Genomic DNA, 25,034 nt, shown 5'->3' on the forward strand with positions numbered 1-25,034 from the left:
GGAACAGCGGGAACGAGGACCGGGCGCGGGCCGGGCTGGGGCGGGGACGGCTCCGACTGCCTGCCTGGACGGCCACGCTGACCTGGAAGTCGGCCTGCTTCATCGCGGTGATGTGCTGCTCGCTGGCCGCGGTCCTCGGAGCGCTCGTGCACGTGGAGGTGACCCGTCAGACGGTGGCCACGGCGCGGGAGAAGGCGTTGGGCAAGCTGAGCGACGTCACGGACGCGTACGAGGCGGGCGAGCCGCTGCCGCCCGGTTCCGGCCTGGATCCGGTGGGCCTGCCGCCGCAGCTGCGGGCGCTCGCGGTCGGCGGGCACCGGGGGACGGTCGTGGCGGAGCACCGCGGTCGCCCCACGATGTGGGCGGCCGGCCCGGCGGACGGACGGGCCCTGGCGACGGTGGTCGACTACGGGCAGAGCGCCCGCACCATCAGCGGCCTGGACAAGGCGATCATCGGGTCGTCGGTGCTGGCGATCGGCGGGACCCTGCTCGTGGGGACCTTCGCGGTGACCCGGGTGACGCGGCGGCTGCACCAGACGGCGACCGTGGCGCGGCGGATCACGCGGGGCGACCTCGACGCCCGGGTGGACGACCCGCGGACGAAGGAACCGTCGCGGCGCCAGGACGAGGTGGCGACGGTCGCCGGGGCGCTGGACACGATGGCGGGGAGCCTGCAGTCGAAGCTGGAGAGCGAGCGGCGGTTCACCGCGGACGTGGCCCATGAGCTGCGCACTCCGCTGACGGGCTTGCAGGCGGCGTCGGAGCTGCTGCCGGAGGGCCGGCCGACGGAGCTGGTGCGCGAACGGGTCCGGACGATGCGGCAGCTGACGGAGGACCTGCTGGAGATCTCCCGGCTGGACTCGGGCAGCGAGGCGGTGGAGACCGACCTGCACCAGCTGGGGCGGCTGGCCCGGCGCGTGGTGCGGGCCTCCGGGACGGACACCGAGGCGGTCGTCCTGCGGGACGCCCATGTGGAGACGGATCGGCGGAGGCTGGAACGGGTCCTGGGGAACCTCGTGGCCAACGCCCATCAGCACGGGCGCGCGCCGGTGGTGCTGACGGTGGACGGAACGGTGGTGACCGTACGGGACCACGGGGACGGCTTCCCCGACTACCTGCTGGCACACGGCCCGCAGCGCTTCCGCAGCGGCGGGAAGGGGCACGGGCTGGGGTTGACCATAGCCGCGGGTCAGGCGGAGGCGATCGGCGCGACGCTGCGCTTCCGCTCCGCGGACGGTGGCGGAGGCCTGGCGGTCCTCACTCTCCCGGGTTCCTGACGGGCCGCCGCCCGGCCCTGCGGCCCCGTTCCCGGGCGCCGCGGGGCACGCGCCGGCGGCCGGCCGCGGCGGCGGGCCGGGGGTCAGCTCTGCGGGCGGGAGGGCTTGGTCCAGGGCCAGCGGGGGCGCGGCTTGGTGCCCGAGGGGCGGAACGCGTACTTCCAGCCCTTCTGCAGACCCAGCCGCTTGGAGTAGCCCGCCGGGACGCGTTCGTACAGCAGCACCGTCGGCGGGCCGTCCGGCGTCGGGACGGGGATCTCGTACCACTTCGGCGGGTGTCCGGTCGGGCCGGTCAGGATCGGGAGGACCCGGCCGTCCATCGGGCCGCCCTCGAAGGGGGTCGGTTCGCTTCTCACTCCACCAGTGTCACAGCAGGTGGGCGGCCTCGGAGACCACCGGCATCACGCGCCGGGCCAGGTCCCCCACCGGGCCGTCCGCCGATTCCAGGGACAGGGCGGTCCGGGCGGCCGCCGCGGTCTGCGGATCCGTGGCGGCGGTGGCTGTCAGCAGGGCGATGAACTGGTCGAGCAGCCAGTCGCGGAGGGTGTCCACCTCGGGCTGCTTGCCTTCGTCGATCCACATGAGGGAGGCGGCCTCGACGGCCGTGATCCAGGTACGGACCATCATGCGCAGCCGGGGTCCGGGGGCCGGGACCCCCAGGTGGAGGAGGATCTGGTCGGCGGCGGCCCGGCGGATGCCGTCGACCGTCGCCGTCGTGCGGGAGGTCTCCACGACGCTGCCGCCCTGGAGGAGGGCTGCGAAGCCGGTGTCGTGTTCGTCAACGAACGCGAGGTAGCGGTCCAGGGCCCGGGACAGCCGCCGGGTCAGCGGGCCCTGCTGGGGTTCGGCGAAGCAGAGCTCCAGGAGATCGGCCGCCGAGCGCAGGGCCGCCTCGTAGAGCTGCTGCTTGCCGCCGGGGAAGTAGCGGTAGACGAGCGGGCGCGAGACCCCGGCGGCCTCCGCGACGTCGTCGAGCGAGACCTCCTCCGGGGCCCGGTGCGCGAACAGCGAGAGGGCCGCGTCGAGGAGTTGGGCCCGCCGCTCCTCGACGCTCAGCCTGCGGTACGCGCGTACGGTCATGAGCGCAGGGTAGCCCGCGGGCGGCCGACCGCGGCCGACGTCCGCCAAGTCCGCGGGAACCCGGGAACCGCGGGAACCCGTGCCGTCCCGTCCGTCCGCCCGGGTGCCCGTGCCCCGCCCCCTCCCTATGCCAGGAGGCCTGAGCTCTGCCACAGTTTCCGGCCGACGCCGCGCAGTACGCCGATGTCGTCGAGGAAGTCGGTGAGCCGCTTGGCGCCGGCCTGCATGACCTCGCGGCGGTGGCCGCTGGCCCGGACCTGTGCGACCGCCTCGCGGCGGTCCAGGCCGATGTTGTCGTAGACGGCGGGGTTGACGAAGGCGAGGGAGAAGACGCGGGCCGCCTCACCGCAGCTGACGCGGGTGAGTTCCTGCTCCCAGCGCGGGGCCGTCAGCATCTGGCGGCGCAGCTCCTCGCGGGCGTACCGGACGTGCCGGGCTTCCTCGATGACGTGGATCCGGGTGACTCCGCGCACCAGCGGCTGGATGCGCTCGTCCGGGAAGGTCAGGCGCTGCATCCAGTCGAGGATCTCCTCCCCGAGCAGGGTGCAGGCGAAGGACCCGGGCGTGGTGGAGACGGTCTTCAGGATCCGCGCGAGGTTGTGGTTGAGGCGGGAGACGGGGTAGGCGGGGCTGCCGCTCTTCTCGATCAGGCGGGCGAACATCATCGAGTGGCGGCACTCGTCGGCGATCTCGGTGAGCGCGTAGCGCACGTGCTTGCTGGTCAGCGACTTGTCGTAGATGTGTCGCACCAGCAGCTGCATCAGGATGATCTCGAACCAGACGCCGAGCGAGCCGAGCGCCGCCGCCTCGTGGCGGGAGAGGTCGATGCGCTGCTCCTCGCCCATCTTCTTCCAGAGCGGGGTGTCGTAGAGGGAGAGCAGTTCGGGCGGCCAGTAGTACTTCCCCTCGACCATGGGGGCGTCCCAGTCGAGTTCCCTGTCAGGGTCGAAGGAGTGCCTGGCCGAGGATTCGAGCAGGCGCTCGGCTGTCTGCTCCCGGTCCTTGAGGAGGCCGAGGGCGTCCCTGAGCGCGGCTCGTTCGGTCACGGTCGTCATGGCTTCGGACACCTCGTCGTCGAGTTACCGGCGGTCATCGCTTATGAGACTCCTTGTCAGCAAGGTCGTCAATCCCTCGCGCACTACTTGTTGACCCTGCGTCTACCAACGTGTGACTCTGCCAACTGTCCGGTCCTGCACCGCAGTACGTGAGACGAGGGGGCGTCAGTGTCGACGCACGAGCTCTACACCGAGGACCCGGGCGAGGCCGTCTGGCAGATTCCCGCCTCCGGTTCCGCCCGCTTCACCTGGGAGTACGACGACGGTCGCGAGCGGCTCCTCGCCCTCTACCAGAAGGGCAAGGACAAGCAGTGGGACGGCGCCAAGCGCATCGACTGGGACATCGAGGTGGACCCGTACGATCCGCTGGGGACCCCCGACGAGGCCCTGCCGCTCTACGGGACGCGGCACTGGGCCAAGCTCACCGAGAAGGACAAGGGCGACCTGCGCCGGCACTACACCGCCTGGAACTTCAGCCAGTTCCTCCACGGCGAGCAGGGCGCGATGGTGTGCGCGGCACGCATCGTCGAATCCGTTCCGGACCTCGACGCGAAGTTCTACTCGGCCACGCAGACCATGGACGAGGCCCGGCACGCCGAGATCTTCGGGCGCTTCCTGCACGAGAAGGTCGGGATGCTGTACCCGGTCAACGACAGCCTCCAGGGACTGCTCGGCGACACCCTGCGCGACTCCCGCTGGGACATGCCGTACCTCGGCATGCAGGTGCTCATCGAAGGGTTGGCGCTGGCCTCCTTCGGTCTCATCCGGGACACGACCACCAAGCCGCTGCCCAAGCAGCTCCTGGCCTACGTGATGCAGGACGAGGCCCGGCACGTGGCCTTCGGGCGGATGGCGCTGCGCGACCACTACCGGCAGCTGACGGACGCGGAACTGCGCGAGCGCGAGGAGTTCGTGATCGAGGGCTGCTACCTGATGCGGGACCGGCTGCTCGGGGTGGAGGTGCTGGAGAACTTCGGCATCCCGGCGAAGGAGGCGCAGCGCCTCAGCGAACAGTCCGAGTTTCTGCACCTGTTCCGCAAACTGCTGTTCAGCCGGATCGTGCCGTGCGTGAAGGACATCGGGCTGTGGGGCGAACGGCTCCAGCGGGCGTACGTGGACCTGGGCGTCTTCCACATGGGTGACTCCAACCTCGACCTGCTGATGAGCCAGGACGAGGAGATCGCCGAGGCCTTCGACCGCGAGCGCTTCGCGGCCGAGGAGTCGGCACGGGTCGCGGAGGTCGAGTCGGCCATCCGGGAGGGCACCGACCCGACCCGCTGAGTCCCGCCGAGCCCGGCTGCGCCGCTCCGGCGATCGGTGCCCGCCCCGATCCGGGCACCCGAACCGGCGCAGCCCCCGTCCCTCCCCGCACGAACCAGATGCCTAATCCGAGGGCTTCGCGCCCAGCGCCGCCGCCATCACCGCCCGCGCGATCGGGGCGGCGGCGCCGTTGCCGCTGATGTCCCCCCGGTTCGCCGACGCGTCCTCCACCACCACCGCCACCGCCACCGCCGGCAGGGCCGCGCCCTCCGTGCGGGCCCAGGAGATGAACCAGGCGTACGGGGTCCCCGCGTTGCCGACGCCGTGCTGGGCGGTACCGGTCTTGCCGCCGACCACCGCACCCGGGATCGCCGCGTTCTTCCCGGTGCCGTTCTCCACCACCTTCACCATCAGCTCCTGCATCCGCAGCGCGGTGGCCGGATTCATGGCCCGCCCGAGGCTGCGCCGGTCCGCACGCCGGACCGGGGAACCGTCGCCCCGGGTCGTCCGCTCCACCAGGTACGGGGAGGCCAGCTCACCGCCGTTCGCGACGGCCGCGGCCACCATCGCCATCTGGAGCGGTGTCGCTGTGGTGTTGAACTGCCCGATCGAGGAAAGTGCCAGCTGGTCCGGGCTCATGTCGGTGTCGAAGTTCGACCGGGACACCCACGAGGGCACCCGCAGCCCCTCCGTGTTGAAGCCGAAGCGGCGCGCGGCGTCCACCATCCCGCGCAGCCCGACCTGCACTCCGATCTTCGCCATCACCGTGTTGCACGACCACTGGACCGCCTCGGCCATGGAGGCGTCCTCGCACCCCTTGGCCGCGTTCGGCAGCAGGGTGCTGGTCCCGGGCAGCGGATAGGGGTCCGGCGTCCGCGTCGGCGCGTCCACGTCGGTCACCACCCCCGCGTCGAGCGCCGCCGCAGCCGTCACGATCTTGAAGGTGGAGCCGGGCGGGTAGGTCTCCCGCAGCGCCCGGTTGAGCATCGGCCGGGCGGGGTCCTCGTTCAGCTCGGTCCAGGCCGCCTTCGTCTTCGCCCCCGTCCCCGAGAGCACAGAGGGGTCGTACGAGGGGCTGCTGACCAGCGCGAGGATCCTCCCGGTGGCCGGCTCCAGGGCCGCGACCGCGCCGCGCTTGCCACCGAGTCCGGCGTACGCGGCCCGCTGCACGGCGGCGCGGACCGTGGTGGCGGCGTCCCCGCCGGCCGGGCGCCCACGGGTCAGGTCGTACCAGAGGGGGAACGCCGACAGCCCGGGGTCCGTGCCCGACAGGACGGCGTCCTCGGCACGCTCGACGAAGCTGGTCCCGTACGTCTGGGAAGAGAAGCCGGTGACGGGCGCGTAGAGCGGGCCGCTGGTGTAGGTCCGTTCGTAGCGCAGCAGCTGGCCGCTGTCTCGGGTGCCGGTGACGGGCCGCCCGTCGACGAGGATGTCCCCGCGCGGCTCGGCGTAACGCCCGATGGCGGTGCGCTTGTTGGCCGGATTCGCACCGTAGGCCGCGGACTCCCAGACCTGCACCCGTGCGATGTTGACCAGCAGGGCGAGCAGCAGCAGGGCGCAGAAGTACGCGCACCAGCGGATGTAGCGGATCACTCGGCCGCCTCCTGCCCGGGACGGGGCCGGCGGGCGCTGTCGCTGAGCCGGACCAAGAGGGCGACGATGATCCAGTTCGTGACGACGGAGGACCCGCCCTGGGCCAGGAACGGCATGGCCATGCCGGTCAGCGGGATCAGCCCGGTGACTCCGCCCGCGATGACGAACACCTGGAGGGCGACGATCGAGGCGAGGCCGGTGGCCAGCAGCCGGCCGAACGGGTCACGCAGGGCGAGTCCGGCGCGGAAGCCGCGGGCGACGAGCAGGCCGTAGAGGAGCAGGATCGCGGTGAGGCCGATGAGTCCGAGCTCCTCGCCGGCGGTGGCGAGGATGAAGTCCGACTTGGCGGCAAACCCGATCAGGTAGGAATCGCCCTGGCCGAGGCCGGCCCCGAGGAGCCCGCCCGCACCGAAGGCGAAGAGGGACTGGGCGAGCTGGCCGGGGCCCTCGCCGCGCTCGATGGAGGCGAAAGGACTCAGCCAGTCGTCCACACGGCTGTTCACGTGGGGCTCCAAGGTCCCGACGGCGTATGCGCCGAGGGCGGCGAGCAGCAGTCCGATTGCGATCCAGCCGATCCGCCCGGTGGCGGTGAACAACATGATCACGAAGAGGCCGAAGAACAGCAGAGAGGTTCCGAGGTCCCGCTCCAGGACGAGCAGGCCGACACTGAGCAGCCAGATCGCGAGGATCGGACCGAGCACGCGGCCCGGCAGGAGGCGCAGCTTCCAGAAGAGCCGGCGGCCGGTCAGGGCCAGGGCCGTGCGGTTCGCGGCGAGGTAGGAGGCGAAGAACACGGCGAGCAGGATCTTGGCGAACTCCCCCGGCTGGAAGGAGAGGCCGGCGAAGCGGATCCAGATGTGGGCGCCGTTGACGGCCGGGAAGAAGACGGGAACCAGCATCAGCGCCAGGGCGCAGGCGACGGACAGGTAGGCATAGCGCTGGAGCATCCGGTGGTCGCGCAGCAGCGTGACGGCGAGGACGAAGAACACCACGCCCAGGGCGGACCACAGGAGCTGGTCGTCGGCGGTGGGGTGGCCCGGGGTGGCCGCGTCGAGGCGCTGGATGAGCACCAGGCCGAGCCCGTTGAGCAGGACGGCGATGGGGAGCACGAGGGGGTCGGCGTACGGGGCCCGGATCCGGACGGCGAGGTGCGCGAGCAGGGCTGCCGCGGCGAGGCCGACGGCGTACCGGTCTGCGGGGTCGGGGATGCGGCCGGTGGTTGCGAGGCCGACGTGGAGGTGACCGAGTACGGAGATCAGGACGGCGCCCGTGAGGAGCGCCAGCTCGACTCCCCGGCGTGTGGGCGCACCGGCTTCGGGGGGCGGGGGCGAGGGCTCCGCCACCTTCGCCGTCAGAGCGGTCATACCCCGAAACGTAGCAAGCGGACGGATGCTATGTCCGCTTATGTCATAGTGTGCCGAAGAGTCGTCATCAACGGTCGCACGTGAGGAGCCGAGGCGCATGGGACCCGTGGAATTCATCGTCCTCGCCTTCCCGGAGGAGCAGTTGCGGGTACCGGCCGTCGAGGCCGTGACGGGGCTGCGCAAGACGGGGGTGGTCCGGCTGATCGACGGGCTCGTCGCCACGAAGACGGCCTCGGGCGAGGTCCTCGCCGCCGAGTTCGACGAGTTCGTGGAACTGCACGGCCTGCTGACGGGACGGGACGCGGCCCGGCTGATCGGACCGGAGGACGTGCACGAGGCGGCCGACCTGCTGGACCGCGGCAGCTGCGCGCTGCTGCTGGTGGTCGAGCACGTGTGGGCCGAGGACGCGGCGATCGCCGTACGGGCGGCGGGCGGGCGGATCGTGGGCTCGGTCCGCATCCCGCCGGACCGGGTCCCCGCCGACCCCCGGGCGGGGGTGGCCTGATGTTCATCCGGCCGATGGGAGTGACGGTCCGCGCCGCGAACCGACCGGCGGGATCCCCGCTGCTGCGGGGCCTGCTGGCCCGGGCCTCGGGCGCGGCGCAGGAGACGGCCGGCGCGGTACGCCCGGAGGAGCCCCCGCTCCGGGGCCTGCCGGCCCGAGAGATCCAGACGGCGGAGGCGGAGCCCCTGGAGGAGCCGGAACCGGATCCGATGGACGAGCCCGAGCCCGACTACGAGCCGGAGCCGGTCGACGCGGTGTACTGGGAATCCCACCCGGTCCCCACCCCCACGGCCCCCCCGGGCCTGGCCGCGGAACTGCGCCAACTGGCGGACCTGGCCCGCGAGGGCCTCCTGACCCCCCAGGAGTTCACGGCCGCGAAGACCCGCCTCCTGAACGGCTGACGGCACCCGGCAGGTCAAGGGCTCGGGGCGGGGAGGGGGAGAGAGCCGGCCGGGTGAAGAAGAGGGGCGCGGGGCGGCGCAAGCCCGGGGCCTGGTGCCGCCGCTCCCGGGAGGCCGCATCCCCCGACCGAGTGGCGCGCTGCGACCGGCCGACCCCGTTGGGGGATTTGTCATACCGGACGTGGGAGCATCGGCGCTCTCGGAGGTGATCCCATGTCATATCGGGGGCTTCGCGCTGCCTGCATCGCCGTAGCGCTCCTCGTCGCCGGACCGGTCCAGGACGCCGGTGCCGAGCCCGGTCTGCCCGAAGGGGAGAACGTCGGCGCGCTGCTCACCCGCCTGCAGGGGCTGTACCAGAAGGCCGAGGAGGCCTCCGAGGCGTACAAGAGCACGCAGGACGCCCTGGAGGCGGGCCGACGGGAGGAGCGGTCGCGGGCCGCCGAACTCGGCAGGGCGCGTACGGCCCTCGACGCCGGTCGTGCCCTCGCCGGGCGGCTCGCCCGCGAGCAGTACCAGGGTGGCCGGGGCCTGTCCCCCTACGCCCGGATGCTGCTGGCCGGAAACCCCCAGGCGGCGCTGGAGCAGCGGCGGCTCGCCGCCCGCGAGGGTGCCCGCCGGGCGGCCGCGCTGAGCCGTCTCGCGCAGGGCGAGAAGGAGGCCGACGCGCTCGCCGTACGGGCCCGCAAGGCCTTGGACACCCGGCAGACGCTGGCGGCGCAGCAGAAGGCCCACAAGGAGGAGGTCGCCGCACAGCTCAAACAGGTCGAGCGGCTGCTGGCCTCGCTGACTCCGGAGCAGCTCACCCGGCTGGGCGCGCGGGAGGCCGAGAAGACCGCGGCGGCGCAGCGGGACCTGGTGGCCTCCGGTGCCCTTCCCACCCGCACGGGCACCCCCACGGCCGCGGGCGGCACGGCCCTCAGGTACGCGGCGGCACAGATCGGGAAGCCGTACCTCTGGGGGGCCGAGGGGCCGGGGTCCTTCGACTGCTCGGGCCTGACCTCCCAGGCCTGGGCGCACGCCGGCCGGAGCATTCCGCGGACCAGTCAGGAGCAGTGGGCGCAGCTCCCGAGGGTGCCGCTGGACCAGTTGCGGCCGGGGGACCTGGTGGTCTACTTCCCCAAGGCCACCCATGTGGGTCTGTACGTGGGTAACGGCATGGTGATCCAGGCGCCGCGGCCGGGGTCCGTCGTGAAGGTCTCACCGATCGCCGCGAACCCCCTGCTCGGGGCGGTGCGGCCGGACCCGGACGGGGCTCCGCTGGCGGAGTTCACCCCGCCGCCGCTGCCCGAGACCTCGGGCGTGGCGGCGGACGACGCCGGCTACTCCGCGGAGGAAGCGCCCGCCGAGGACGGGGCCGCGGCTGCGGTGACCTCGGCCAGGTAGTCCGCCGCGTCCTGGGGGTCGTAGAAGTAGGCGTCGAAGTCGGCCGGGTTGTCGAAGCCGTTGGCGAATCGATTCGCCACCGGCTGGAGCTGTCCCGCCGCCCCGATCAGGTTGAGCACGTGCTCCGGCGGCACGCCGAGCATCGCGTTCGTCCACTGGGTCACCGGCTTGCCCGTGGTGAACCAGTACTTGTCGAAGGTCGCCTTCATCCACGCCTCGTCGAACGGGTCGTCCCCGTGCATGAGGATCGAGGACAGGTACGAGGCGGCGCACTTCGACGCGGAGTTCGAGCCCTGGCCCGTGACGGGGTCGTTGGCGACGACCACGTCGGCCACACCGAGGACGAGCCCGCCGCCGGGGAGACGCCCGATCGGGTTGCGGACGACCGGCGCGTACCGGCCGGAGAGCGTGCCGCCCGCGTCCGTCAGCTCCACCTTCGTCGCGCGGGCGTACTCCCACGGCGTGTACTTCTCCATCAGCTCCAGGGTGAGAGCGAGGTGTTCCGCCGGGTCCTTGACGCCCTCGAAGACGTCGAGCGGACCACCGGGGAGACCTTCCCAGAAGAGGATGTCCGCCCGGCCCGAGGTCGTCAGGGTCGGCATGACGAACAGTTCACCGACGCCCGGGACCAGGTTGCAGCGGACCGCTTCCGTCTCGGGGTGCTCCGGGCGCGGCCCGAGCCCGTGCACGTAGGAGACGGCGAGCGAGCGCTGCGGGGCGTCGTACGGGGAACGCGCCGCGTCCCGCCCGAACATGGACACCAGCTCACCCTTGCCGGCGGCCACCAGCACCAGGTCGTAGGTATGGGAGAAGTAGTCCAGGTCGGCGACGGACGCCCCGTGGATGACGAGCTGTCCGCCGCGCTGTGCGAAGGTGTCCAGCCAGCCGGCCATCTTCACGCGCTGGTCGACGGACTGCGCGTAGCCCTTGAGCCGGCCGAGCCAGTCGATGGGACGGCTGCCGTCGGGGGCGGCGACCGAGACGCCGAGGCCCTCGATCCTGGGGGCCTGCCGCTCCCAGAAGTTGATCCGGAGGTCGCGTTCGTGCTGGAGCGCGGTGTCGAACATGCACTGGGTGGACATGACCCGTCCGGTGCGGATCTCGTCCGCGGTCCGGTTGGACATGAGCGTGACCTCGTACCCCTTCGCCTGGAGCCCGAGAGCGAGCTGGAGACCGGACTGGCCGGCTCCGACGACGAGTATCCTGCGCATCTCTCAGGTCCTCTCTTCGGGAGTGCTGTCGAGGGCGTGGCCCACCAGCGCCAGCAGGGATTCGATCACCGTTCGGCGCTCTCTCGCGTCCATGATCACCACCGGTACGTGCGGTGGGACGCTGAGCGCGTCACGCACGTCCTCGGGCTCGTAGGCGTGCGAGCCCTCGAAGTGGTTGACGGCGACGGCGTACGGCAGCCCGGAGCTCTCGAAGTAGTCCAGGGCGGGGAAGCAGTCGCGCAGGCGGCGGGTGTCGGCCATGACGAGCCCGCCGATGGCTCCGCGCACCAGGTCGTCCCACATGAACCAGAACCGTTCCTGGCCCGGGGTTCCGTACACGTAGAGGACGAGGTCGTCGTCGAGCGTGACGCGGCCGAAGTCCATGGCGACGGTGGTGGTGTGCTTGTCCGGGGTTCCGGACAAGTCGTCCGTCGGGACGCTGGCCTGGGTCATCACCGCCTCGGTGCGCAGCGGGGTGATCTCGGAGACGGAGGAGACGAAGGTGGTCTTGCCGACGCCGAAGCCACCCGCGACGAGCACCTTGACGGCGACGGGGGCGCGGGAGCGGTCGTACTGCCAGGGCTGGACCGGTTCGTCGTCCAGCTCCGGTCTGTCAGAGACGGCGAAGGCCACCGAGCACCCTTTCCAGCAGCGCGCGTTCGGGCCGGCCGGAGCCGTGGCCCGTTCCGTAGACGCGGATCCTTCCCTGGTCCGCGAGGTCACTGACGAGGACGCGGACCACGCCGAGCGGCAGCTTCAGCAGTGCGGCGATCTCGGCGATCGTGCGCATGCGCCGGCAGACCTCGACGATGGCGGGCATCTCGGGCATGCGATCGGGCTTCTGCGGTTCGGACGCCTTGGTGTCCAGGGCGGCGACGAAGGTCTCGACGTTCAGGACCTGGGTGAACCGTGTCCGTCCGCCCGTCAGGGAGTACGGGCGGACGCGGGCGGGACGGCGGTCGGCTCCGCGTATCGGGAGTCGGTCGGCGGCCGGTCTCCTCACGGGGTGTTCTCCATCGACTGGCGCAGCTCGCTGCGGACTTCGGGGGTCAGGACGTGTCCGGCGCGGCCGACGAACAGGGCCATGTGGTAGGCGACGACGCTCATATCGCAGTCGGGCGCGGCGTGCACGCCCAGCAGCGAGCCGTCGCTGATGGCCATGACGAAGACCGAGCCGTGCTCCATCGCCACCATGGTCTGCTTGACGGCACCGAACTCCATGAGGGCGGCCGCCCCGGTGGTGAGGCTGCCGAGACCGGAGACGATCGTGGCGAGGTCGGCGGACGCTCCCCGTGGCCCCTTGGGCCCCGGCGTCTCCTGCCGTTCGCCCGCGCCGCCCGCTCCGGAGTCGGAGGACAGGAGCAGCAGCCCGTCCGAGGAGACGACCGCGACGGAGTTGACGCCGGGCACCTCCTCGACCAGGTCGGTCAGCAGCCACTGCAGGTTGCGGGCCTGGGTGCTCAGTCCGTACGTACTGGGCGCGGTCATGTGCGTGCCTCCTGTGCGCTGTCCCCCTGGTCGGTATTGCTCTCTTCCCGCCCCCGGTCCGGCGCCAGGTCCTTCGCCAGCTCGGCGGCGGCGACGCGTCGGCCGTCCTGGGCTCCCTGGTAGAAGCCCCCGAGCCGGCGCCGCAGTTCTTCGGCGTCGACCCGGTGCGGCTGCTGGGGCCGTACGTCCTCGCTGCGCGGGGCAGCGACGGTGCGCGGGGTGCGCTTCGGCAAGCCCTTGGCGGTGACGGGGCCGCCGCCGTCTGCAGGGTCGGCGGGGTGGCTGCCCTGGCGGGGGAGCCAGTCGGCCTCGGCGGGGGCGTGCGCGTGCGCGTCCCCTGCGGGGGGCTCGGCGGGCTCGGCCGGATCCGGCAGGGTGAAGTCGGCCGCGTCCGCGTCGTGGACGACACGCGCGACGAGCTGCTCCCCCGCGGGAGCCACGGCCGGGTCCGGCTCGGCGGGCTCGGCGGGCTCGGCGGTGAAGACCTGGTCGGCGGGCGGGGCGTCCGTCGGCGACGGCGTGTCCGCGGTCGGGGCCGCGGTGAAGACCTCGTCGGCGGGCGGGAGACCTCCACCGGAGGGGGCCTCCGCAGCGGTCGCCAAGGCCTCGGCCAGGGTGACCGGCGTGACCGGCTCGGCCGGGACGGCCTGCTCCGTGGGATCGGCGGGGTCCGGGTCGGCCACCGGGCGGGCGGGCTTCGGGTCGGGGTCGGCGGCGTCGGCCTCGGGGGCGGCGTGCGCACCGCGCCGACGGGCCTGGAGGGTGTTCTCGTTCGCCTCCGCTATCACGCCCGGCAGGTGCAGGATGGGCGCACCCGGGGTGGCCAGGTGGTGGACGGGCGAGGCCGGCGGGGTGGCGGGCAGCAGCGCCGCGGGGACGACCACCAGGGCTTCGGTCCCCCCGTGCCGCGCGCCGCGCAACTCCGCGGTGACGCCGTGCCGTGCCGCGAGCCGCCCGGCGACGTACAGGCCGAGGCCCAGGCCGTGATCCTCCTCGGGCTCCTCGTCGTACGCCTCGGGCGTGGACAGCCGGGCGTTGAGCGCCTGCAGGCGGTCCTCGGTGACGCCGATGCCCTCGTCGACGACGGAGAGCACGACGTCGCCGTTGTCGAGCGTCCAGCCCGACACCTTCACCTTGACGTCCGGCGGTGAGAACGTCGTGGCGTTCTCCAACAGTTCGGCGAGCACGTGCGAGATGTCGTCGGCGGCGTGCCCGGCCACCTGCGTGTACGAGGGCAGTGCCGCGAGGTCGACGCGCTCGTAGCGCTCGATCTCGCTGACGGCGGCCCGCATCACGTCGACGAGCGCCACCGGCGCCGCCTGTCCGTGGCCGTGCTCCTGCCCGGCGAGAACCAGCAGGTTCTCGTTGTGGCGGCGCATCACGGTCGCCAGGTGGTCGAGCTTGAAGAGGGTCGCGAGCCGGTCGGGGTCCTGTTCCTTGGACTCCAGTTCCTCGATGACGGCGAGCTGGCGCTCGACCAGGCCCAGCGTGCGCAGCGAGAGCGAGACGGAGGTCGTCGACATGATGCGGCGGTGCTCCTCCAGCCCGGCGCGCAGCTTCGTCAGCTCCTCCTCCAGCGCCTCGCGGCCCGAGGCGAGCGCCTCGTTGCGGCCGATGATGCGGCGCCGGTCGGCGTCGAGCCCGGCGATCCGGGTGTGCAGGGAGACCGTCTGGTCACGTACGGCATTCAGGTGCCGGACGACCTCGGCGAACTCGTCGTTGCGGCCGGTGAATCGCACCGGTTCCACGGAGCCTTCGGGCGTCGCCAGCCGCTCCGCTCCGCGGCGCAAGACCGACAGGGGGCGGGTCAGCGAGCGGGCGACGGCGGTGGCGAATCCGACGGCGACGAGGAACAGCAGGCCGAGCAGGGCGACCAGGATCTCCAGCCGGGCGACGTCGTCGTCGCGCAGGGAGGCGAGGGCGGAGGCCCGCTGTCCGGCGAGGGTGGCCTCGACGGTGCGCATCCGGTCGATGCGCGAGGTGAGCGCGGCGCCGACGGCGGCACCGTCGGTCTTGCGGTCGGGGGTGGCCTGCGTGGGCCGGTCGGTGAACCTCTTGAGGTAGTCGTCGGCCGCCTTGACCTCGGGGCCGGTGACGGTGGCGGTGAGGGTCTGGCGCACGTCGGGGCGGGCGACCCGGGCGAAGTCGTCGAGGGCCGCCTGCTCGCGTACCCGCGAGCGCTGCGCAGCGGCGGTGAGTTCATCGACGGTGGCCGAGCCCGAGGCCTGCTCGCCGCGGGGCACGGGCTGCTCGCTGCGGGGCACGGCCAGCGCGCCGAGCAGCAGTCCGCGGGTGGCCGAGGCCTGTTCCACCGCCTGGCCGAGGGGGGCCAGCGGACGGGTGGTGATGAGGGCGGCCCCGGCGCGCGGCGGGGTCAGCTCGGCGAGCCGGGTGCCCGGGGCGAGGAGTTCGGTGATGACGCCGGTGTAAGCCTGGTGGGCGTCGAGGGCGCTGCCCTTGCCGTCGATGGCTTCGGTGCGGACGGACCCGACGCGGGCGAGGGCCATGGCGAGGGGTTCGTCGACCACGCCCACGGCCTCGGCGATCTGCCGGTCGGTACGCAGGAGGCGGTCCTGGAGTCCGGCCTTGGCTGCGCCGGGTCGGCCCTTGGCCGCGTACTCGACGACGGCGTCGCGCTCGTCGGCGAGAACGTGCGTGAGGGTGAGGATCTGGCCGGTCTGCTCGGCGAGGGTGACCAGCCGCTGGGAGTCGTTCAGCTCCCTGGCAGCGGTGACGACGGCGGGGGTGCCGGCCACGAGGACGGTGAGTCCCGCGACGGCGACACCGACGACCAGCCGGCTGCGCACGCGGACGCGGCGTCCTGCGGGGGCCGGGCCTTCGGCGGCGGTGCCTCCCCCAGCTACCGCTGGGAGGTGCCCCCTGTTCCGAGACCGCTTCTTCTGCACCGGTGCTCGCAATCCTGTACGTGTGCTTATGCTCGTCTACTCGTGTGGCCGAGGTAACGGCCGGTCAACAAGTAAACGCCCCCTGCCCCCCTCGTACCGCCTCAGACCTTTGCAGCGTGTTGGGGAGAGAGCCGCACATCGCCCACCCGGCCACTCGAACGAGTGAACATCACGGATGAGTTGGCGGCCAAACTCGGACACCCGGCCCCAGAGCGGTTCCGTGGACAGGTGGTTGAAAGATCGATGCGGCCTTGGCAGTATGCCCGCCCACATCGGCCGTCCCGCACCGGGGTCTTGCCGGCCCCGGTCCGGGCGGCTCGCCCGCGGGGGCACCGGCCTCTCCCCCTCTTGGTACGCACCAAGCCCGCCTTCCGGGGCGCCACCGGGCAGAATGTCCGTATGCGCATCGACCTCGCCACGGCTCCCGGCAGTCCGGAACGCCCCAATGAGGACTGGCTGTCGGCCTCGACACCCGCCGCGGGAGGAGGGGTCCTCGTGGTCCTCGACGGAGTCACCCCGCCGGCGGGCGGCGACGGGTGCGTGCACGGGGTTCCGTGGTTCACAGCCCGGCTCGGCGGCCGATTGACCGAACTGTCCGCCTCGCGAGGGGACATGCCGCTGGACCTGATCCTGGCCGAGGCGGTCCGCGCCACGGCCGAGGCCCACCGCGACACCTGTGACCTTTCTCACGTACGCACCCCGCAGGCGACGGTGGTCGTGGTCCGCTGGGACGAGACGTACGTGGAGCACCTCGTGCTCTCGGACTCGGTACTCCTCCTCCAGGCGCCCGGGGGTGAGGTGACGGCCGTGCTCGACGACCGGCTGGACCGGCTGCCCCGGGAGGTGCTGCGCTCGGTGGCCGCGACGGACGCCCTGCGCAACGCCGAGGGCGGCTTCTTCACGGCGGCCACGGACCCGGCGGTGGCGGCCCGGGCGATCACGGGGCGGACCCCGCGCGGGCGGGTGCGGGCGGTCGCCGCGCTGACGGACGGGGCGAGCCGGTGGACGGACACGTTCGGCGAGGGCGACTGGGCGCAGTGCCTGTCGGTGCTGCGGAAGGAGGGTGCGGAGGGCCTGATCGACCGGGTCCGCGCCGTGGAGTCCGACCCTGCCCGCCCGACGGCCCGGCACAAGCGGCACGACGACGCATCGGCCGTCTACGCGGAGCTCTGAGCTCTCAGCTCTCGGCGGGCACTGGCCCGGGGTCAGTGCGGAGATCGGGATGGAGGGGAGGCCGTCGGCCCCAAAAGCGGTGCCGGGCCGGGCTATGGCCAGGCCGTGATCGGTGACTTTCGCGCCGCGTCCGGCCGACCGGAGACGGGCCCGACGCCGCTGCGGCCGGGGCTCGGCTACTCCGTGCCGGCGTTCAACTGGTGCAGCAGGCGGGCCAGTTCCGCCACCTCGCCGCGGTCCCAGCCGGCGAGCTTGCGCATGTACTGCTCGCGCCGCGCGCCGCGCACCCGCAGGAAGCGCTCGCGGCCCTCCTCGGTGAGCCCGACCAGGAAGGCCCGCCCGTCGGCGGGGTCCGGCTCGCGGGCGACCAGACCCAGCACCTCCAGGGCCCGCAGCTGTCGGCTCATCGTGGCCTTGCCGACGCCGAAGTAGGCGGCGAGGTCGGTGGCCCGCTGCCGGCCGGCCGCTTCCAGCCGTACGAGCAGCCCGTACGCGGCGGGCTCCAGTTCGGGGTGGAGCTCCCGGGCCATCTCGCCGGAGGAGGCGCGGGCCCGCCGGAGGAAGACCGACAGCTCCCGCTCCAGGGCAAGGAACTCCTGGTCTTCACTCCCGCGCACGTCCCGCTCCTTCTGCTGTGTGTGGCACCCCGGTGGGTGGGGCCCAGTATTTCGCAGCGGGTGCGGCGACGGCCCGGGACCCCGCCGCAGCGGGCCACCGGGCCGTCCTGCACCGTCGGGCGGCGGGCCGTCAGGCGATGGCGGCGACCGGTGCCTGCGCACCCTCCAGGGCCAGCTCCAGCACCTGGCGGACGTCGGTCACCGGGTGCACCTGCAGTCCCTCCAGCACCTCCGCCGGGACGTCGTCCAGGTCGGCCTCGTTGCGCTTGGGGATGACGACGGTGGTCAGCCCCGCTCGGTGAGCGGCGAGCAGCTTCTGCTTGACCCCGCCGATCGGCAGGACCCGTCCGGTCAGCGAGACCTCGCCGGTCATGGCCACGTCCGTGCGGACCTGCCGCCCGGACAGCAGCGAGGCGAGGGCGGTGGTCATGGTGATGCCCGCGCTCGGGCCGTCCTTGGGCACCGCTCCGGCCGGGAAGTGGATGTGCACCCCCCGGTCCTTCAGGTCGGCCACCGGGAGCTCCAGTTCGGCGCCGTGCGAGCGCAGGAAGCTCAGCGCGATCTGCGCCGACTCCTTCATCACGTCGCCGAGCTGGCCGGTGAGGGTCAGTCCGGCCGCGCCCGTCTCCGGGTCGGCCAGCGAGGCCTCCACGAACAGCACGTCGCCGCCCGCGCCGGTGACCGCGAGGCCGGTGGCCACTCCGGGGACGGCGGTGCGCCGCTCGGCCGGGTCCTGGGCGGACTCGGGCACGTGGTGCGGACGCCCGATCAGGCCCCGCAGCTCGCCGGCCCCGATGCGGTGGGGCAGTTCCCGCTCGCCCAGTTCGTGCTGGGCGGCGACCTTGCGCAGCAGCCGCGCGATCGCCCGCTCCAGGGTGCGCACGCCCGCCTCACGGGTGTACTCCCCCGCCAGCTTGCGCAGCGCGTCCTCTTCCAGGACCACCTCGTCGGCGGCGAGCCCGGCGCGCTCCAGCTGGCGGGGCAGCAGGTGGTCGCGGGCGATGACGACCTTCTCGTCCTCGGTGTAGCCGTCGAGGCGGACGAGCTCCATGCGGTCGGCGAGGGCCTCCGGGATGGCCTCCAACACGTTGGCGGTGGCCAGGAAGACGACGTCGCTCAGGTCCAGCTCGACCTCCAGGTAGTGGTCCCGGAAGGTGTGGTTCTGGGCCGGGTCGAGGACCTCCAGCAGGGCCGCGGCCGGGTCTCCCCGGAAGTCGGAGCCGACCTTGTCGATCTCGTCGAGCAGGACCACGGGGTTCATGGATCCGGCTTCCTTGACGGCCCGGACGATGCGGCCGGGCAGGGCGCCGACGTAGGTCCGGCGGTGGCCGCGGATCTCGGCCTCGTCCCGTACGCCGCCGAGCGCGACGCGGACGAACTTGCGTCCCATGGCGTGGGCCACGCTCTCGCCCAGCGAGGTCTTTCCGACTCCGGGCGGGCCCACGAGCGCAAGCACGGCGCCCCCGCGCCGGCCCCCGACGACGCCCATGCCGCGCTCACTGCGGCGCTTGCGGACGGCCAGGTACTCGGTGATCCGGTCCTTCACGTCGCTCAGACCGGCGTGCTCGGCGTCGAGCACGGCCCTGGCGCCCCGGATGTCGTACCGGTCCTCGGTGCGCTCGTTCCAGGGCAGTTCGAGCACCGTGTCCAGCCAGGTGCGGATCCAGGAGCCTTCGGGGCTCTGGTCGCTGGACCGCTCCAGCTTGTCGACCTCCTTGAGCGCGGCCTCGCGTACCTTCTCCGGGAGGTCGGCGGCCTCGACGCGGGCCCGGTAGTCGTCGGACTCCTCGCCGTCCTTCTCGCCGTTCAGCTCGCGCAGTTCCTTGCGCACGGCTTCCAGCTGGCGGCGCAGCAGGAACTCGCGCTGCTGCTTGTCGACGCCGTCCTGGACGTCCTTGGCGATGGACTCGGCCACGTCCTGTTCGGCGAGGTGGTCGCTGAGCGCCTTGACCGCGAGCCTGAGGCGGGCCACCGGGTCGGCGGTCTCCAGCAGTTCGACCTTCTGCTCGACCGTCAGGAACGGCGAGTAGCCGGAGTTGTCCGCGAGCGCGGAGACCCCTTCGATCTGCTGGACGCGGTCCACGACCTGCCAGGCCCCGCGCTTCTTGAGCCAGCTGGTGGCGAGGGCCTTGTACTCCTTGACGAGCTCGATCGCGGCGCCCGGCAGCGGATCGGGGACGCTCTCGTCCACGGTCTCGCCCTCGACCCAGAGCGCGGCCCCGGGTCCGGTGGTACCGGCGCCGATACGGACGCGGCCGAGGCCGCGGATGAGCGCGCCGGGGTCGCCGCCGGAAAGCCGCCCGACCTGTTCGACGGTTCCGAGCACGCCCGTCGCCGCATACCTGCCGTCGATCCGCGGCACGAGCAGCACCCGGGGCTTCCCTCCCCCGGACGCCGCCGGGAGGGACCCCCGGCCCGCCGCGGCCTGGGCGGCCTCGACGGCTCCTCGCACCTCGGCGTCGGACAGGTCCAGCGGGACCACCATTCCGGGCAGCACGACCTCGTCGTCGAGCGGCAGCACGGGCAGGGTGAGCGTTATGGACGTCGAAGCCATGATCTTCCCTCCGGCAGTGAAGTTGAGCTATGCCGACTCAATGCATCTGCGCGCCCCAGTGTTCCCCCACTCCTGTTCGCCTGGGGCGAACGGGCACACGGTGTCTTGCACCTCTGGACCCTGCAAAGGTCAGCTTGACTCTGCATGCGACCTTGCAAAGGTCAGAGTGACCTTGCATCGGGGTACGCGTTAACCGGTCGTGATACGTGCGCTAGGGGTGCTACCGGGCGGGGTCGCCAGGCCACCGGTGGAGGGTTTCGAGGTCGCGTACGCCGACCGAGACGGGTCCGAGTTCCGCCTGCCGCTGGCAGATGCCTGGGCAGTGAGGTTCGAGGACGCCTCGCCGGTACGCGCGTTCCAGTCGTACAAGGGGCAGCGGCATCTGCCGGGTCTGTGGTGGTCGGCGACGGTCGGCGGCCATATCGGGTACGAGTCCTGGCTGGAGCGCGATCATGTGATGCTGCTGGACTTCGACCCATCGGTGGTGGGGATCTCGTCGCAGCCGTTCTGGCTGTTCTGGCGGTCGGATGCAGGCAAGGGCGTCTCGCACGCGCCGGACTACTTCGCCCGCCGGGAGGACGGCACGGCGGTCGTGGTCGACTGCCGTCCTGCGGACCGTCGCAAGCCGAGGGATGTGGCGAAATTCGAGGCAATGCAGACAGCCTGTGCTCAGGTGGGGTGGGAGTTCTCCCTGGTGGGGGCGCCGGACGCGATCGTGGTACGCAATGTGCGCTGGCTGGCCGGCTACCGGCACCCGCGGCACCGGCTGGAGCCAGTCGCCTCGGAGCTGCTGGCCGCGTTCGGCGAGCCACGGCCGCTGATGAGCGGGGCGGCCTCGGTGGGGGATGAGATCGCGGTGCTGCCGGTGCTGTTCCACCTGCTGTGGACGCGCGAGCTGGCCGTGGACGTGTCTGTTCCACTGCACACGGAAGCTGCGGTGTCCGCGGGGGTGGCCGGTGGCTGCTGAGCGCGAGGCAGTGCTGCGCCCCGGTGACTGGATCACCTACGACGACGAGTACTACCTGGTGGTGGCGCTCGCCGGTACGTCGGTGCGGCTGCGGTCGCAGTCCGGGGTGGAGTCGGTGGTACTGGCCTCGCATCTGATGGCGGCGCCGGACTTCGCCGTCACGGGCACGGAGCCCCTGCCCGCGCTGGAGCCGTCCGGGCTGCTGGCGACGTTGCCGAAGCCGGTGCTGATGGCGGCGAAGGAGTGGGAGAGCCATGTCGTGGAGGTCAACACGGGGCTGCCCTCCGACGCCAAGCCGGGCACGTCTCCGCGGCCGGAGTACGACCCGGCGGAACGTCCGCTGGTCGAGCGGGCCCAGGCCAAGGCTGACGAGCTGGGAGTGGGCCTGCGCACGGTGAACGAGAAGCGGGCACGTTATGCCCGGCAGGGGCTCTGGGGGCTGGTCGATCAGCGTCTGGTGCGGACATCGGAACCGACCGGGCGGGCGGATGCCCGCTTGGTGGCAGCGATCCGTGAGGTCCTCGACGCGGAGACGCACACTTCGACGGGGACCCGCTCGCGTCTGATCCGCCGGGTGATCAAGACAGTGGAAACGACCCATGGCGAAGGGGTCGTGCCGCTGCCGAGCAAGAACACCTTCTACAGGCTGATCGACGCGCTCTCAGCAGGGCGGCACGCCTTCGGTTCGGCGGTCACGCGGCGGCAGACGGCGAACCGGCCACAGGGGCCGTTCACGCCGACATTCGCGGATCGGCCCGGCCAGCAGGTGCAGATCGATTCCACGCCGCTGGATGTGATGGTGGTGCTCGACTCCGGGGTGACGGCCCGCGCGGATCTAACGATCGCGGTCGACGTCGCTACCCGCACGGTCTGCGCCGCGGTGCTGCGGCCGGTGGGCACCAAGGCGGTGGACGCCTCGCTGCTGCTGGCCCGGATGCTGGTGCCCGAACCGATGCGGCCTGGCTGGTCCGCGTCGCTGCGCATGGCGGCGTCGCGGATGCCTCACATGCGACTGCTGGACGTGGACGCGCGAATGGAGCAGGCCGCGGCGAGACCGGTCATCGTGCCGGACACGGTCGTCATCGACGGCGGGAAGGTGTTCATCTCCGACACGTTCCTGCGCGCCTGCGAGAGGCTCGGCATCTCAGTACAGCGAGCGCGTCCCCGCACGCCGACCGACAAGGCGATCGTGGAAGCCACGTTCTCCTCGATCAACACGCTGTTCACCCAACACCTGGCCGGCTACACCGGTCGGGACGTCTCCCGCCGCGGCGAGCGGGTCGAGGATCGGGCCGTCTGGACGGTCCCAGAGCTTCAGGATCTGCTGGATGAATGGTTACTGGCCGGGTGGCAGGCCAGGCCGCACAGCGCTCTGCGCGACCCGTTCCGCCCGAAGAGGGCGATGTCGCCGAACGACAAGTACGCCTCGCTGGTGGCGGCTTGCGGCTATCTGCCGCTCGTACTCCGCGGCGAGGACTACCTAGAATTGCTGCCGGTGGCCTGGCGGGCGATCAACGACTACGGCATCCAGATCAGCTACCGCACCTACGACTGCCCCGACCTGGGGCCGCATCGGCGCGAGCACTCCGGGATCACCGCCAGACGCGGTCTTTGGGAAGTGCACTACGACCCCTACGACCTGTCCCAGGTGTTCGTCCGCACGAAGGACGGCTGGATCACCGCGCCCTGGACGCAGTGGCCGCTGGTGAACGCGCCGTTCGCGGACTTCACCTGGCAACACGCACGCCGTCTGGCGGCCGAGGCCGGACTGGACGACACCAACGAAACGGCCGTCGCCCGAGTCCTGGACGGTTTGCTCACCCGCGCCGAGCACGGCCCAGACACCCGGTCGGCCAAGGTGGCCGCCCGCACCCGCATCGCCCGCGCCGTCCCCGCGCCCGCAGTGGCGCCCGAGACCGAACGCCACGCGGAGCCAAAGGCCGAGGTCCAGCCGTCTGCGACTGCGGTGGACTTCGGGATCTTCGATGCTCACGCAGAAGCCGAGAGGTGGCTATGAACTCGCCCTCCCCGTCCGCCCCGGCCGCGAAGGCTCCACCGGACAACCCGCTGACCACCAAAGAGGGCTGGCGTCACTTCGTCGACCACGAGCCAGTCCCGCCCCGGATGCTGACAGCCGGTGAACGGGCAGCGCTGGGTCCGCGGGGACGGATGCGTGAGGACGAACGGCGCCGCGAGTATCACGCCGATCTGCCGATGGTGAACACCCCGGTCATCCGCAAGGTCACCACCACCTCCCGGTTACTAATCCAGCTCAACCGCAACCAGATCTCCGCCCGCCGCGGCGTGATCGTCTCCGGCGCCTCCGGCACCGGGAAGACGACCGCGCTGACCCAGCTCGGCCGGGCGCACGGGCTGGCCATCCGCAAGCGGCACCCCCGCGACCGCAACCGGCTCCCGGTCCTCTACGTCACCGTTCCGCCCGCGGCCACACCGAAGATGCTCGCAATGGAGTTCGCCCGCTTCTTCGGGCTGACCTTCCCCGCCCGGGCCAACATCACCGACGTTGTCGACGCCGTCTGCGCAACGGCTGCCCACGTCCACGTCGACCTGGTGCTCGTCGACGAGATCCACAATCTGACCCTCACCACCCGCTCAGGAGCCGAAGCCTCCGACCAGCTCAAGTACTTCGCCGAGCGGCTGCCCGCCACCTTCGCCTACCCGGCATCGACATCGAGTCCAAGGGTCTCTTCGCTGGCACACGAGGACGGCAGATCGCCGGCCGCTTCGTCGTCGTCCCCGCTGTCCCCTTCGCGCACGCCACAGCTGCCGATCGCGAAGCCTGGCGGGCCCTGGTGGGAACCCTTGAGTCCACGCTGCGGCTGCACGACCACACCCCAGGAACTCTCACGGAGCTGAGCGAGTACATCTTCCACCGCACCGGCGGCATGATCGGCAGCCTCTCGCAGCTCATCCGCGGCGCCGCCGTCCTGGCCATCGAAGACGAGATTGAACGCATCACAGAGGATCTGTTGGCCCTCGTCCCGATCGACTTCGCCGCCGAGCAGTCCGAGAAACTCACCGCACCGGCCAAGCCCTCCTCCCGGCGGAGACGAGTAGCTTGACGCTCCTACGCCGTCTTCCTGATCCCGTCCCGCCCGCCCGGCATGAGATCACCGCCTCCTACATCTCCCGTCTGGCCCGGCTCCACGGCCTCGACATCAACGCCCTCTGGCGATGCGTCACCGAGCGCGAAGTCTCCGGAGGCATGCGCCGTGTCGTCGTCCCCGAACGCCTCGCTGCCATCACTGGCCGAACCGTTAACGTCCTCGCCGGCGCTCTGCCGGAACTTCGCACACCACAGCCCGACTGGGCCATGTTCCGCCACCAGCCACAACCCGGCTGCCCTCACTGCAACGCCAAACACCCTGGCGGCGAGGTCATCAGGATCACGCCGCACCACCGATACGTCTGCACCCGGCACCGGCTTTGGCTCTGCCCGTCCGACGCCGACGGACACACCACAACCCTCGACGCACTTCCAGAGGTCGTTCAAGCACAGCGTCGGCATCTTCGGATCCTCCGACGTCACGGCTGGGCCGTCACCTACGACGCCGTCCTCACCGCCATACTCATCTGCGGCCAGCTCTGGTCACTCCCGGAGAACGAGAACGGCGAGGCATGGCACGACTGGACCCGCCGAGCGGGCATCCTCATCCCGCCCGGCACAGCCGAAATGACCTTCTCCGTCGCACGTCTCTGCGCCGTGGTCTATCCCGAAGCCGTCGCCCTAGCCCCGCTCTTCGCATCTCCCTACTGGAGACAGCAGGCACAGGAATCGACCTGGAACCGCCGCCGTTTCAACACTGAGATCGCCCGCCGGCTACGACACCCCGACTACATATACAAAGAACATGACAACGATCCCATCAGCCACTGGGCCAACATGAACGCCAAGCGTTCGCCGCTTGCTCCCATCTACGTCCACGGCCAGAAACGCCATCTCCTGAAGCCAGCTCTCAGCCCCGCCACCCGAGTCGCGCAGCAACGGCGCGCTCGCGACTTCGACCCATCCCACCGAGCTGGTGAAGCGCTCGTCGCACACCGCTACCTCGCCACCGTCTTCCGGCGAGCCTGGGACCCCATGCGGAGACACGTGCTCAAGCCAGCCGGAGACAGCTATTACCAGCTGCGTCCGTGACGATCCCAAGGATGAAACCCGAGAGCGGAAGGGACAGGTGC

General features: G+C 71.8%; 23 protein-coding genes. 11 read left to right on the top strand and 12 right to left on the bottom strand.

Features of this window, described 5'->3' with window-relative positions; translation table 11 throughout:
• Window positions 1-35: 35 nt before the first annotated feature.
• On the top strand, window positions 36-1,277 hold the full coding sequence (locus tag ACFW2G_RS09430; protein ID WP_384581108.1) for a histidine kinase dimerization/phospho-acceptor domain-containing protein: 1,242 nt from the start codon (window positions 36-38) through the stop codon (window positions 1,275-1,277).
• Window positions 1,278-1,360: 83 nt separating this feature from the next.
• Here ACFW2G_RS09430 and ACFW2G_RS09435 read toward each other — a convergent pair whose 3' ends face one another.
• The 3 genes from ACFW2G_RS09435 to ACFW2G_RS09445 all read right to left on the bottom strand — a co-directional run bounded on the left by ACFW2G_RS09435 (window position 1,361) and on the right by ACFW2G_RS09445 (window position 3,412).
• Window positions 1,361-1,633 carry a hypothetical protein gene (locus ACFW2G_RS09435; protein WP_037927855.1) on the bottom strand — a complete coding sequence of 91 codons (273 nt, stop codon included), beginning with the start codon at window positions 1,631-1,633 and terminating at the stop codon, window positions 1,361-1,363.
• 10 nt (window positions 1,634-1,643) lie between these two features.
• On the bottom strand, window positions 1,644-2,357 hold the full coding sequence (locus tag ACFW2G_RS09440; protein ID WP_037928590.1) for a TetR/AcrR family transcriptional regulator: 714 nt from the start codon (window positions 2,355-2,357) through the stop codon (window positions 1,644-1,646).
• 125 nt (window positions 2,358-2,482) lie between these two features.
• Window positions 2,483-3,412 (bottom strand): diiron oxygenase, encoded by a 930-nt coding sequence (locus tag ACFW2G_RS09445; RefSeq protein ID WP_037927852.1) that lies wholly within the window; start codon window positions 3,410-3,412, stop codon window positions 2,483-2,485.
• A gap of 168 nt (window positions 3,413-3,580) precedes the next feature.
• Between ACFW2G_RS09445 and ACFW2G_RS09450 the strand changes: the two genes are divergently transcribed.
• Window positions 3,581-4,693: a ferritin-like domain-containing protein gene (locus ACFW2G_RS09450; protein WP_384581061.1), complete on the top strand. Its 1,113-nt coding sequence runs from the start codon at window positions 3,581-3,583 to the stop codon at window positions 4,691-4,693.
• 102 nt (window positions 4,694-4,795) lie between these two features.
• Here ACFW2G_RS09450 and ACFW2G_RS09455 read toward each other — a convergent pair whose 3' ends face one another.
• Both ACFW2G_RS09455 and ACFW2G_RS09460 read right to left on the bottom strand, forming a co-directional pair.
• A complete protein-coding gene (locus ACFW2G_RS09455) occupies window positions 4,796-6,265 on the bottom strand; it encodes a penicillin-binding transpeptidase domain-containing protein (RefSeq protein WP_384445416.1) in 1,470 nt (489 codons plus the stop codon).
• Entirely contained in the window at window positions 6,262-7,629 is a 1,368-nt protein-coding gene (locus ACFW2G_RS09460) for an FtsW/RodA/SpoVE family cell cycle protein (protein WP_037927844.1), read from the bottom strand. Before ACFW2G_RS09460 ends, ACFW2G_RS09455 begins: the two co-directional genes overlap by 4 nt.
• A gap of 97 nt (window positions 7,630-7,726) precedes the next feature.
• On the opposite strand from ACFW2G_RS09460, the gene ACFW2G_RS09465 reads away from it, so the two are divergent.
• The 3 genes from ACFW2G_RS09465 (at window position 7,727) to ACFW2G_RS09475 (ending at window position 9,918) form a co-directional block, all read left to right on the top strand.
• A complete protein-coding gene (locus ACFW2G_RS09465) occupies window positions 7,727-8,134 on the top strand; it encodes a DUF6325 family protein (protein WP_037927841.1) in 408 nt (135 codons plus the stop codon).
• Window positions 8,134-8,535: an SHOCT domain-containing protein gene (locus tag ACFW2G_RS09470; RefSeq protein ID WP_384581063.1), complete on the top strand. Its 402-nt coding sequence runs from the start codon at window positions 8,134-8,136 to the stop codon at window positions 8,533-8,535. Before ACFW2G_RS09465 ends, ACFW2G_RS09470 begins: the two co-directional genes overlap by 1 nt.
• 213 nt (window positions 8,536-8,748) lie before the next feature.
• The gene (locus ACFW2G_RS09475) at window positions 8,749-9,918 is read left to right on the top strand and encodes an NlpC/P60 family protein (protein WP_384581065.1); all 1,170 of its coding nucleotides are present in this window, start codon (window positions 8,749-8,751) and stop codon (window positions 9,916-9,918) included.
• On the opposite strand, the gene ACFW2G_RS09480 is transcribed toward ACFW2G_RS09475, so the two are convergent.
• Genes ACFW2G_RS09480 through ACFW2G_RS09500 form a run of 5 tightly spaced genes read right to left on the bottom strand, consistent with a single transcriptional unit; the run spans window position 9,855 to window position 15,424 of the window.
• Window positions 9,855-11,129, bottom strand: coding sequence for a styrene monooxygenase/indole monooxygenase family protein (locus ACFW2G_RS09480; protein ID WP_384581067.1), 1,275 nt, complete (start codon window positions 11,127-11,129; stop codon window positions 9,855-9,857). The two genes, ACFW2G_RS09475 and ACFW2G_RS09480, sit on opposite strands and share 64 nt — an antisense overlap.
• A 3-nt stretch (window positions 11,130-11,132) precedes the next feature.
• Window positions 11,133-11,762, bottom strand: coding sequence for an ATP/GTP-binding protein (locus ACFW2G_RS09485; protein WP_384445409.1), 630 nt, complete (start codon window positions 11,760-11,762; stop codon window positions 11,133-11,135).
• Window positions 11,743-12,132, bottom strand: coding sequence for a DUF742 domain-containing protein (locus ACFW2G_RS09490; protein ID WP_037927822.1), 390 nt, complete (start codon window positions 12,130-12,132; stop codon window positions 11,743-11,745). Before ACFW2G_RS09490 ends, ACFW2G_RS09485 begins: the two co-directional genes overlap by 20 nt.
• Window positions 12,129-12,617, bottom strand: a complete 489-nt coding sequence (locus tag ACFW2G_RS09495; RefSeq protein ID WP_037927819.1) for a roadblock/LC7 domain-containing protein — start codon at window positions 12,615-12,617, stop codon at window positions 12,129-12,131. The genes ACFW2G_RS09490 and ACFW2G_RS09495 overlap by 4 nt, the downstream gene beginning before the upstream one ends.
• Window positions 12,614-15,424, bottom strand: a complete 2,811-nt coding sequence (locus ACFW2G_RS09500; protein WP_384581069.1) for a nitrate- and nitrite sensing domain-containing protein — start codon at window positions 15,422-15,424, stop codon at window positions 12,614-12,616. Before ACFW2G_RS09500 ends, ACFW2G_RS09495 begins: the two co-directional genes overlap by 4 nt.
• A gap of 498 nt (window positions 15,425-15,922) precedes the next feature.
• Between ACFW2G_RS09500 and ACFW2G_RS09505 the strand changes: the two genes are divergently transcribed.
• The gene (locus tag ACFW2G_RS09505; protein WP_384581071.1) at window positions 15,923-16,696 is read left to right on the top strand and encodes a protein phosphatase 2C domain-containing protein; all 774 of its coding nucleotides are present in this window, start codon (window positions 15,923-15,925) and stop codon (window positions 16,694-16,696) included.
• Between the two features lie 176 nt (window positions 16,697-16,872).
• Here the strand turns inward: ACFW2G_RS09505 and ACFW2G_RS09510 are convergent, their stop codons facing one another.
• Together ACFW2G_RS09510 and lon are read right to left on the bottom strand one after the other, a co-directional pair.
• Window positions 16,873-17,313: a MarR family winged helix-turn-helix transcriptional regulator gene (locus ACFW2G_RS09510; RefSeq protein WP_037927808.1), complete on the bottom strand. Its 441-nt coding sequence runs from the start codon at window positions 17,311-17,313 to the stop codon at window positions 16,873-16,875.
• Between the two features lie 130 nt (window positions 17,314-17,443).
• Window positions 17,444-19,867: an endopeptidase La gene (lon, locus tag ACFW2G_RS09515; protein WP_384445403.1), complete on the bottom strand. Its 2,424-nt coding sequence runs from the start codon at window positions 19,865-19,867 to the stop codon at window positions 17,444-17,446.
• A 247-nt stretch (window positions 19,868-20,114) separates the two neighbouring features.
• On the opposite strand from lon, the gene ACFW2G_RS09520 reads away from it, so the two are divergent.
• Genes ACFW2G_RS09520 through ACFW2G_RS09540 form a run of 5 tightly spaced genes read left to right on the top strand, consistent with a single transcriptional unit; the run spans window position 20,115 to window position 24,993 of the window.
• Complete coding sequence (locus ACFW2G_RS09520) at window positions 20,115-20,834, top strand: TnsA-like heteromeric transposase endonuclease subunit (protein ID WP_121830386.1); 720 nt, start codon at window positions 20,115-20,117, stop codon at window positions 20,832-20,834.
• Window positions 20,824-22,851, top strand: a complete 2,028-nt coding sequence (locus ACFW2G_RS09525) for a Mu transposase C-terminal domain-containing protein (protein ID WP_384581073.1) — start codon at window positions 20,824-20,826, stop codon at window positions 22,849-22,851. Before ACFW2G_RS09520 ends, ACFW2G_RS09525 begins: the two co-directional genes overlap by 11 nt.
• On the top strand, window positions 22,848-23,711 hold the full coding sequence (locus ACFW2G_RS09530; protein WP_384581075.1) for a TniB family NTP-binding protein: 864 nt from the start codon (window positions 22,848-22,850) through the stop codon (window positions 23,709-23,711). Before ACFW2G_RS09525 ends, ACFW2G_RS09530 begins: the two co-directional genes overlap by 4 nt.
• Window positions 23,648-23,917 carry a hypothetical protein gene (locus tag ACFW2G_RS09535; RefSeq protein WP_384581077.1) on the top strand — a complete coding sequence of 90 codons (270 nt, stop codon included), beginning with the start codon at window positions 23,648-23,650 and terminating at the stop codon, window positions 23,915-23,917. Before ACFW2G_RS09530 ends, ACFW2G_RS09535 begins: the two co-directional genes overlap by 64 nt.
• Window positions 23,914-24,993: a hypothetical protein gene (locus ACFW2G_RS09540; RefSeq protein WP_384581079.1), complete on the top strand. Its 1,080-nt coding sequence runs from the start codon at window positions 23,914-23,916 to the stop codon at window positions 24,991-24,993. Before ACFW2G_RS09535 ends, ACFW2G_RS09540 begins: the two co-directional genes overlap by 4 nt.
• Window positions 24,994-25,034: the final 41 nt, after the last annotated feature.

It is taken from the genome of Streptomyces sp. NPDC058880, from assembly GCF_042742535.1.
GTDB lineage: Bacteria > Actinomycetota > Actinomycetes > Streptomycetales > Streptomycetaceae > Streptomyces.